The following is a 9,464-nucleotide window of genomic DNA, read 5'->3' as shown; positions in this document are numbered from 1 at the left end:
CCCAATAATGTGCGCTGCCACATGCCTCGAGGATAACCAAGCTTGGCTCCTGCTTAGCCATGAACACGGGAAACTGCGTTCGCGTCAGCTTCTTGCGAAACTGAATCTCCCCCGTGTGCAGCGCCCCATGAACTTGAAAAACATTCTTTGCCAGATCGACCCCGATCATCATATCCTTCATCTCGCCGTCCTCCTCTTTGTGTGGCTTTCAACACCACGACCTTGGCACATTGCGATGCCGTCTGGGGAGGGCGGCAACCACTCCATCTGTGGACAATCATCTTGAGGCTATAAGTGCTGCTACGAGGTTCCAACACGCTGCGTAACTGCAATCCGTTTTGTCGTATCTTGTGGCGATCCCTCTGAACTCTTTGATTTTTGCAAAGTAATTTTCTACCAGATGCCGCCACTTGTAGACCTCCGCGTCATAATCTCGCTGGATTTTGCGGTTGGCTTTGGGAGGGATCACAGCTGTTGCACCGCGCTGGTCGAGGTCTTGCAACAGCCAGTCCGCATCGAACGCCTTGTCTGCAAGCAGTGCATCAAATGAAACGCCTTTGATCAACGGCGCGACACCTTTCATGTCATGCGCTTGTCCCGGCAGCAGTAAGAAGCGCACCAGATTGCCGAGCGCATCCACCAACGCCACGATCTTGGTCGTCAGTCCGCCGCGCGAGCGCCCAATGGCCTGACTCTGAGTCCCCCTTTTGAGCCGGTCGCCTTCTGGTGAACCTGAACTATCGTTCCATCGATGAGTGCATATTCGAGGTCGACGTCTTCACTCATAGCTTTGAAAAGACTCTCAAATACTCCGGACCTGGCCCACCGGCGAAACCGTCGGAACTGGCTGTTCCAATGGCCAAAGGCAGGTGGCAGGTCGCGCCACGGCGACCCCGTGCGCACCCGCCAGAAGACCGCTTCCAGAAACAAGCGATTGTCCTTTGCTGTGGCTCCGGCATCGCTGACCTTACCCGGAAGATGCGGTTCAAGCCGCTGCCACAAGCTGTCCGACACCACAAACCGCTGCTCGTTCATTCAAACCTCCATTTTGGGAGTTTGAATCAGAAATCAGGCAAAATGGGAATCCTGAATGTCCACGGACCCTAGTACAAGCCCAGCCGGAATATCCTCATCCAAGCTGACGAGTTTCCGCTCCAGCTCGGCCTGGTCACGGATCACTGCCTGACCGACACCACCGCGAGCTTTAACAGGCTTAAGTCTAAGACCTCCTTGCCTCAGAAGCACGGTGCCCGCCCTCAGCGCATCTTTCCGTGAGAAAGTTGTAAAGCCCGCCAAGACCGAATCCCCTACTAGTTGTGGAAACAAAGTGCACCATCCCTCAGGGGCTATAGCATTAGTCGATACCAGCGGATGGGTGATCGCCTTCGTCGCGGCAAAGTTACTTGGAACTACCCCTCCGAAAAAATCATCCTCACTTCGGATGCCGAGAGCTTCCGCCATTTCGCGGTCAAGAGTTTCGGTCGGCATCACATAAGCAGAGATCAGAGGCTCCGGAGCGGAATATATGCCCCCATATTCAAGACCTTTGAGAGATGCCAAGCGACGAGCGATTTTCTCATGTTGTTGCAGTTCGTGATCCGGAAAAGCAGCGCGTCCAGCCGGCAGAAAAATAGCGACAAGGGAAGGCGATTGAAGTTCACTTCTTTGATCTGAGCGTTCCGATCCCGTTTCCGCCAGATTTTTGTCGAGGTTTTCCGCCATCTGTCGGCCTTTCTTATACTATCGTCCGTTCTTATACTATCGTCCGTCTGATTTTATGCTCCTCCGAGGTGAAACGCCTTGACGGTTGCATCGTTCCATCAAGGATGGCGGCGAGAATATGCCCGGGGTCGCACGCTAGTGCTCTGAGTCTGACACTTCCTACCTGTTTCCGCGCGTTTCATCGAGTTTGTCCAGCGCGCGGCGTTCCCGGGTGAGGATATCCTCTGCGGTTTTGGTCCATTTGAAGGGTTTTGGTTTCTCGTTGTGGTGGGCCAGATAGTTGTAGATCGCGGCCTCAAGGTCATCGACGCTGGAATAGCTGCCGCGCCGGATGCGCCTTGATGTGATCTCGGCAAAGAAGCGCTCCACCAGGTTCAGCCATGACGCGCTGGTGGGCGTGAAATGCAGCTTGATGCGCGGGTGTTTTTCGAGCCAGGCCTTCACCTCAGGCGTCTTGTGGGTGGCGTAGTTGTCGAGCACCAGATGCACATCGCGCCGGGTGGGCACAGCCTTGTCGATCTGTCGCAGAAATTTTAGGAACTCCTGCGCACGATGGCGTGGCATGCAATCGCCAATGACGGTGCCTGATTTCACATCCAGCGCAGCAAACAGCGTGGTCGTGCCATGGCGTTTGTAATCGTGCGTTACAGTCGCGGCACGGCCCTTCTTGAGCGGCAGTCCGGGCTGGGTGCGATCCAGCGCCTGGATCTGGGATTTCTCATCGACGCAGAGCACCACGGCACGGTCTGGCGGGTCGAGGTAGAGCCCGACGATATCGGTGACCTTCTCCTCGAACTTTGGGTCGTTCGAGACCTTGAACCCCTTCATGAGATGCGGCTTCAAGCCAGCTTCGGCTCAGATGCGGCCGACGCTCGACGGCGAGATGCCCATGGCTTCGGCCATTAACGCGCGGCTCCAGTGCGTTGCATTGGGCGGGGTTTCCTGCACCGTCTTGGCGATCACCTTCAGCCTTGTTTCCATGGGCAAAGGCGGCACCCGCGAGGGTCGCGTCTTGTCACGCTTGAGACCAGCGACGCCCTCATCGAGATACCGCTGCTGCCAGCGCCAGACCGTGGGTGTCGACGTGCGCGCGCGTCGCATGATCTCGAACATACCATGACCGTGCGCGGTGGCCAGGACAATCTCGCCCCGCCAGACAAGCTTGCGCGCAGTGTTGCGGTTGCAGATCAGGGCTTGAAGCTCAGCACGGTCGGCGGGGCCAAGATAAAGGCAGATGTCATCGCGTCTCATGCCTCAAATATGGCACATCACGTTGCCGATGGGAATCTTCTGTCAGGTGGTGAACACTAGATGAAGTTTACGCTTAGGTTTTTGTATTGTTTTCGGTCCTATGTGGTGATTTGCTCTACCCCTGAAGACTGAACCCTTGAAAATGGTATTCTCGGCTAAGCTTTTCTGGGTGGGAGAAAATCAGTAGGGCGTTTACGTTCGGTGAAGGTCTGTATGAGACCCCCGCACAGTCCATCTCCTGGTCAAGATCGCACTTGAAATCTGGCGGACATTGCTCTACATACTTGAATAGCTTCAGGTGGCGGGACTTGCTGCAAGATTATCTAATCAAGCAGTATGCTGTAGCTGCGCACCTCTAAAGAGGTTCGGTAAACCACGGTAAGGCGCACCCGCTTCACGACTCAAGAAGCTCCCATTTGGGAGCTTCTTCTACTTTTAGGGTTTTGTTTTCCTGGCTGCCTTGCGCTTCTCACGCTTAGCCTTCCGTTTTGCAGCGTTTTCAGCCGCACGCTCCGCCGCGATCGCTTTGCGTTTCTCTTCTGTCATAGGGAGGCGCTCTTGTGAAAAGACGCAGGTGCGCAGCGCTTGGCGCATGTCTCGCTTGTGCTTGCCTTCGGTGTTGATGCTACGAGAGTGGCAAGTCAGCACATTCAACTCCACCTCGAAGTGCTCAGCCTCGCTTGGATAGAGGTAGTAGAGGATCACATCGAATGTGCCCTTGATAATCTTCATGTCCGGCTCTTCGGTCAGCGCGGCCATGTTCTCAATATCATTATGGTCCTTCATCTCCCAGGTGACACCGTTGGAATCCAGCAGGGTTTGCACGGCCTCCGGGAGTGTCAGGCTACGCTCATAGCGCACCGGGTCGAACCGGCGACGGCTCTGATTTTGATCAAGCATATCGAAGGCCTCGCCGTACGCGGCCCTCTCGCTAAAAACATGGCAGGAAAAACTGACGCGAACGCGAAGATCGTCCCCATCGACGCCCGCCCCCGGCAACGAGTGGAAAAACGGCGCCAGATGGCTGATCGAATATTCGACATTCTTGACTAAAACTGTCTTACCTAAATGTTCGATCATCCACCCCTCCTTGCAAGCTTTCGCTTTTAGGTTCGCAACCCCGAAATTCAATGATTATTTCCGGTCGTACGCGCGGAAGGCTGAACTACGACGCAATCGCTGCGAAAAACTTGTATGCTTGGGTGGCCAAGACATTCATTCGATAGGAGCAATTACCAATCATCGCCCAGCGATCACATCACCTCCCGTACGTCTGCCCGCCGATACCACACCCGTACCCCAGGCACACAAGCCGTGATCTGCACCGCGCCAATGCCATCCAGTTTGTTTTTCATGCCCATCGGCGACGCGCCGGCCACTTCGCAGATTTCCCGCAGCGCGACATGGTCCTGCTGGAACCGCTCAATTTCCTCGAGAGCGAAGAGCTGAACCGGGCGACGGTTCGCCTTCTCCTCGACCTGCACCGTGATGTATGGCTGCCCTGTACTGTCGCGCATCGTGAGCAGAAGCTGAAAGTCTTGGACGCTCATGCCGATCAGTGCTGCCGCCTCGTGCTTTCCTACACGGCCCCCACCCTTCCGCCGGGAAAGCACGTCGCGCACCTCATAAGGATCCACCAGGATCCCCTGAAGCTTCAGGTCGGGATCGACAACCTCTACCCGATCAAACGCGCCTGACAGAATGCCATGGATGATATCAATCGTTGGCCAACGCGCCGGCAGACCCGCGGCCATAAGCTCCATCATACCCTCAGATGGTTTTCCCACGCGGTTCGCCTGCGCCATCAGGTCATCAAGGAAGGCTTGAGCCCCCTCAGGAGCGATGGATTTCCGCGTCCCGCGACCCTTCTCTTCTGTAATATGCATCCGTGGGATCACGCCGCTCCGCGAAAGGGTTTCCGCCATGATCCGGCTGCAGTTCAGGAAGCTCTCGAGGTCCTTCACGCTAAATGCCGATGACAGCCGCACTGCCATTTCCTCACCTTTTTCCGCGTCAAAGACATGGTGCGAAAGAATACGGTCTTGGTTTGCATCCAGGAGCCCGTGCAACACCGCGGCACGGTGTAACGTACTCTGGTTCAAGCCGGTTTTCTTGGACAGGGTGTAGCTTGAGTGAACCCGCTGACGGTCTACGACTTCGCCGAACAGTTCGCTACCCGCCTCGTACGGGATATTGTCGAGGATGAACTCGCGCAGCACATCTCGGATTGGGCCCTTGTCCTTTGCCCCGCGCTGGAACTGGATCCATTTGAACAGAAAGCCAAGGACCTTTTGAGCCCGCCCACACCGGGCACTCGGTGCCAGTGCGGCAAGATGTGCCTGCAACGCCTCTCGGATGCCGTTCGCCCCAAGCGCCGCAACCTCGAAGCCGACATGCCCGGCCTTATGCCAAGCAGCCTCATCCATCAAGTTGAGGTTGGCGTTCGGGCCGTTTACGAGGAATGTCCCGAGCATTTCGCAAGTCCGCGCGGCCAGATCGATCGGTTGATCGTCCAGCCAGGTAGGCCCTGCCGCGCCTTTGAGCCGCCGGAGCACATAAGTCTCCAAGGCAGACGCCCCCATCTCACGAGCTTCGGAAGCGAGCTGCTCCAGCTTCTCGTCATCGGGAGCGACCTCGGCCATGAGGTGTAGCCCATCTGAAAAACGCCCCACCTTCCCCCGAACCAGTTCTACCCCGTGAACCGAACAGGCGCGGATATGCTCGATCTGCCAGGACACACGTCCGACGCGTACGCCGCGCGACGCGCTCGCTGGCGACGCATCTTCCAGAAGGCAGCACGGGCAGAAGCAGGTTTTCTTCATGTCAGCAAAGTCAACGTGAACCGGCTCGCCCGCGATCATACGTTGGCGGTTCCCCAACGATTGGAAGCACATGGTGTTCAGCTGGCGGGATGAAAGCCCAAGCAGGGTTTCGAGGCGATCGATGGTCTCCTGGCGCGGCGTAATCAGTTTGCTGCGGGATACGCCGATGAATTCCAGAAAGTCGAAGAGGTCCATCTCGCAGTGGAACCGGGCAACCCGGTTCAAATACGAGGTCAGACTTTCTCCAGCGATAACGGGAAGGATCGGGTGCAATGCCATGATTAGGCGCGCGCCTTGCGCTTGCGGCCGCGCTTGGCCGAGACCTTCGGCACCGCAGGCTCTTCATCGTCCGGCTGCACGATGCTGGTCCAATCCGCTACGGCAAAGATATTGGCGGAGATCTCGCAGCCTTCTTCCTTGCCATAGGCCAGCTCAAAATGCTCCAGCTGCAGCGTGGTCGCCTTGTCGTGCAACGCAGCCTCAATGGCCTTCAGGATCAGGTAGATGCAGCGCCCGAACCGGTGCCGACCAGCGCGGATGATCCGATTGTTTGTCTCCGCTGACACATCTACCTTCAGACCCGCCTTCTTGGCAAAAGCGACGGTGATCGCCTCAACGAGCTCGTTGTCGGCAGCGAACTCGAGCTGCGGTGGGCAGATCTTCGAGAAACGCCGGTTCACCTGCGCATCAAGGCTGGTGATTTCCTTCAACCGTTCCGTGCCCGACAATACCACCACGACCGGGTGATCCCCCTGCATCAGACCCTTCAACATCTTGAACATAGACTGCGTTTCGGCAGCCATGGTTTCCTTAAACATGTCCTGAGCCTCATCGATCCAGACCAGCGTAACCCCGAGAATGCGCAGGCGCCGCCGGACCAGGTCCCAGATTGCGTAGACCTTGGCGCGATCAGACACTTGGTCAATCTCGAGCTTCTTAAGCATGTCCACGCCCAGGCTGCGCAAAGTGGCAGGGCTTTCGACCTTGACCTGGAGCCAGCGCGGCTGACCGGTCTCAGGGTTTGTCGACAATGGGTCGAACGCCTTCAGAGTCTTTCGGATTGCTGTGGTCTTGCCGCCGCCCGAACCCTCGATGAAGGCGATGCCATGGGTTTCGCTTTCGTCGGTGAAACGCACTGGCTCGTGGGTGACGTTACCCCCCTCGTCCTCTGCAAACATGCATTCGAGCATCTCCTTAAGCGCGGCTTCGCGTGGGGTGCGAATGTGAACCTTGCGCAGCTCCTTCATGATGGCGGCGGGTGTTTTGGTCATTGGGGCCTTTCCAGTCATATCAGTTGAACTCCCACACATCGTCATCGCCATCATTGTCAATCTTCAAGACAGGCTTTTCCGCAGCAGGGGCGGTCTTCTTGGATTTGGGTTTGTCATTGCTTTTTGACTTTGACGCAGCGCCATCCTGGACGGGCTCCGCGGTGGTGGCCTCCGGTTCCTGCGCAGATTTCGGTTCCTGCGCACCTTCGGGCGCCATCGGTTCGATGGACTGGCCACGACCCCGGACCGGCCGGGACAGCTGCGCACGATCAGCGACCACTGTAAAGTTCGCCACGGCTTCCTGTTCTACCGCCTTAAGGCGCTTCTCAGACCAGGCGTGGTCCATGATCCTGTAGGCCGCGCCGCGGGTGGCATTGATGGCTTCGATGTCGTCCAGTGCGCGACGGACCACCCCTTCTTCCCATTCCTTGCGTTTGCCGTCTTTGGCGCGCAGCGCCCGGCGGGCGGCAGCCCAAGTCGAGGCATCAACGTCATGGAAGATCGAGGAGACGGCTGCAACCTCTTGCCAGACGCCATCCATTTTCACCTCGATGCTGCCGATATTCTCGTCAAGCCAGCGCACGTCGACCTGTTGGTTGGCGTTCTTCAGAAACCAACGAGCGAGATCCTCGGAGTGGTACCGGACGTTCATCACGCGGATGCCATCTTGCTGAGTCACGCGCTTCAACGGCAGCCCAAGAGCCAAGCGCTTGCGGCGCATAGTCGGAGCCGATTTCAGCGGGAAGTTCCCGTCTTCATGATCGGCCTGCCACTGTTCCAAGGGAGTCCGTCCATTCAGCCCGAGGTGCGGCGTGTTGTGGTAGATGTCGACAACGTAGCGGATCAGGATCTCCGCGATGTCGTCAGCCGAGAGGCAGGCCCGCTCTTCCGACGGATGCCCGGACCGCTCCAGCACATTGCCGAAGGTACGACCGTAGAGGCGCGGCAACAATGTCGTGGAGAGCGTTCGGAACACCCGCTCGATATGGGCTCGCATGCTTGGCGTGCCGGCAATAGTTTGCAGCTTGGTGATTCCGAGATCGGCACAGGTGGTCGAGAACGCGGCGGCTTTGAAGGCTGGGCCATTGTCGACCGCCAAGATCTCCGGGACGTTCGCGCCCGGCCAAGGCGCGATGGCGCCAACTGCATCGGCAAAGGCCTCCTTGTCGCTCACCACCATGTTCAGACATTTCTTCGCGCTCGAGGTCTTCGGATTCGCGGTCAGGGTCATGCCGACGATCACGCGGGTTCGAACGTCGATTGCCACCACCAGCCACCAACGCATGGTGTTATCTGTCAGCCCGATTTCCGTCAGCTCCTCTTCACTGAACATGTCAAGAAGCCCGCTTTCAGCCAAGATCGACAGGAGGTCGATGCACCATTCATCCATCTCCACGCGCTCGAAGGGGCGAAGGGTCTCAAGGCCGGTTTTGACCGCCCGCATCTTCTTCATGGCTTCCTTCTGCCCAAAGCGTGCGACAGTGACGTGGAACTTATCGAGGCGCTTGATGAACAAGCGGATCGCCTCGCGGCCGGGGACGCGAAGCGGCGCCAGATCATCTTGGGCGCGACGGTCGTTCTCCTTCTCGAAGCCGCGCTTTACGTCGATGACGGTCATCGCGATCGTCTTGCGCTGGAGATTCATGTAATTCTCGTTCACCAGACGTGCCAGAAGGGCGCGCTCGTCGACGGTGAATGCGCTGAACCGGTTGCCCTGCTTCACGCTCTTGTCGACCAGAGCCTTCTTGCCCCCACGTTTGTAGAGGGCGACCCAAGTCCGCAGCGCCCGGGGCGAGACATGATCGGGAATGACAACGCCATGGCGCGCCTTGGGCTTGCGGCCTTCGCCGGCGCGATAAGCCGTCAGAGCTTCAGCGTAGCCGGGCTCCGGCATTTCCTCCACGAGGTAGTCTTCGGCCTCGAGGACGATGCGTTGCATGTTCGCTTTGATCGACTCGTCGGTGCCCTTGATCTCGCCATCACCCTTGAGCAGCAAGAATGCCTGGACAACAGCATGGCGCATTTCGAGCCGCTTGCGCATCGCCGGCGGAATCCCGGCCAAGATAATGTCCTCGAAGTCGTTCACGGTCGGACGCAGATGCTCGGGCATCAGGCCGTAAGGGATGACTTCAATCTTGCCGAGGCCGTTTAGGCGCTTCAGCGTCCCCAGCTCGTAAGATTGAACAATAAGCGGATTGTCGATTTGGGAGAATGCTGCCTGGTCGCCACTCAGATAGATGAACCGATACCGGATGCCGGTGATCCGGTATTCATGGTGCATGTCCAGAGAAAAGATGGGGAAGTTCGAGGCGTTTGCCATGGGAATGTCCTTATGGTGTCGCGCAGCCTGTGGCCGGGCGTGGAGGGATCGGTCCCGCGCGCAGAGTGTGCGCGGGCC

Annotated in this window: 5 protein-coding genes and 3 pseudogenes; all 8 read right to left on the bottom strand. The window is 57.7% G+C overall.

All coding sequences use genetic code 11. The features are described from left to right. Nucleotides 1-181: pseudogene (locus tag A3722_RS11165) on the bottom strand (IS110 family transposase); the annotation flags it as partial. Nucleotides 182-277: 96 nt separating this feature from the next. Next, nucleotides 278-1,035, bottom strand: a pseudogene (locus tag A3722_RS23285) (IS5 family transposase). 33 nt (nt 1,036-1,068) lie between these two features. Next, nucleotides 1,069-1,722, bottom strand: coding sequence for a DUF3182 family protein (locus A3722_RS11150; protein ID WP_067627360.1), 654 nt, complete (start codon nt 1,720-1,722; stop codon nt 1,069-1,071). Nucleotides 1,723-1,881: 159 nt separating this feature from the next. Beyond that, nucleotides 1,882-2,973 (bottom strand): annotated as a pseudogene (locus A3722_RS11145) (IS630 family transposase). A 435-nt stretch (nt 2,974-3,408) separates the two neighbouring features. Beyond that, a complete protein-coding gene (locus tag A3722_RS11140; RefSeq protein WP_067627358.1) occupies nt 3,409-4,053 on the bottom strand; it encodes a hypothetical protein in 645 nt (214 codons plus the stop codon). Nucleotides 4,054-4,226: 173 nt separating this feature from the next. Continuing rightward, entirely contained in the window at nt 4,227-6,074 is a 1,848-nt protein-coding gene (locus tag A3722_RS11135) for a TniQ family protein (protein ID WP_067627356.1), read from the bottom strand. Between the two features lie 2 nt (nt 6,075-6,076). Next, a complete protein-coding gene (locus tag A3722_RS11130; RefSeq protein ID WP_082849456.1) occupies nt 6,077-7,120 on the bottom strand; it encodes a TniB family NTP-binding protein in 1,044 nt (347 codons plus the stop codon). Beyond that, nucleotides 7,086-9,386: a Mu transposase C-terminal domain-containing protein gene (locus tag A3722_RS11125; protein WP_067629529.1), complete on the bottom strand. Its 2,301-nt coding sequence runs from the start codon at nt 9,384-9,386 to the stop codon at nt 7,086-7,088. Before A3722_RS11125 ends, A3722_RS11130 begins: the two co-directional genes overlap by 35 nt. Nucleotides 9,387-9,464 lie beyond the last annotated feature (78 nt).

This window comes from Sulfitobacter sp. HI0027 (genome assembly GCF_001634775.1).
Lineage (GTDB): Bacteria > Pseudomonadota > Alphaproteobacteria > Rhodobacterales > Rhodobacteraceae > Sulfitobacter.
The sequence above is the reverse complement of the archived record's forward strand: the minus strand, read 5'-3'. Positions and strand labels throughout refer to the sequence as shown.

Bases quoted from the DNA above. Each gene is read 5' to 3' on its own strand.
- A3722_RS11130 (WP_082849456.1), bottom strand. From the start codon at position 7,120: ATGATGGCGATGACGATGTGTGGGAGTTCAACTGATATGACTGGAAAG.
- A3722_RS11150 (WP_067627360.1), bottom strand. From the start codon at position 1,722: ATGGCGGAAAACCTCGACAAAAATCTGGCGGAAACGGGATCGGAACGC.
- A3722_RS11125 (WP_067629529.1), bottom strand. From the start codon at position 9,386: ATGGCAAACGCCTCGAACTTCCCCATCTTTTCTCTGGACATGCACCAT.
- A3722_RS11135 (WP_067627356.1), bottom strand. From the start codon at position 6,074: ATGGCATTGCACCCGATCCTTCCCGTTATCGCTGGAGAAAGTCTGACC.
- A3722_RS11140 (WP_067627358.1), bottom strand. From the start codon at position 4,053: ATGATCGAACATTTAGGTAAGACAGTTTTAGTCAAGAATGTCGAATAT.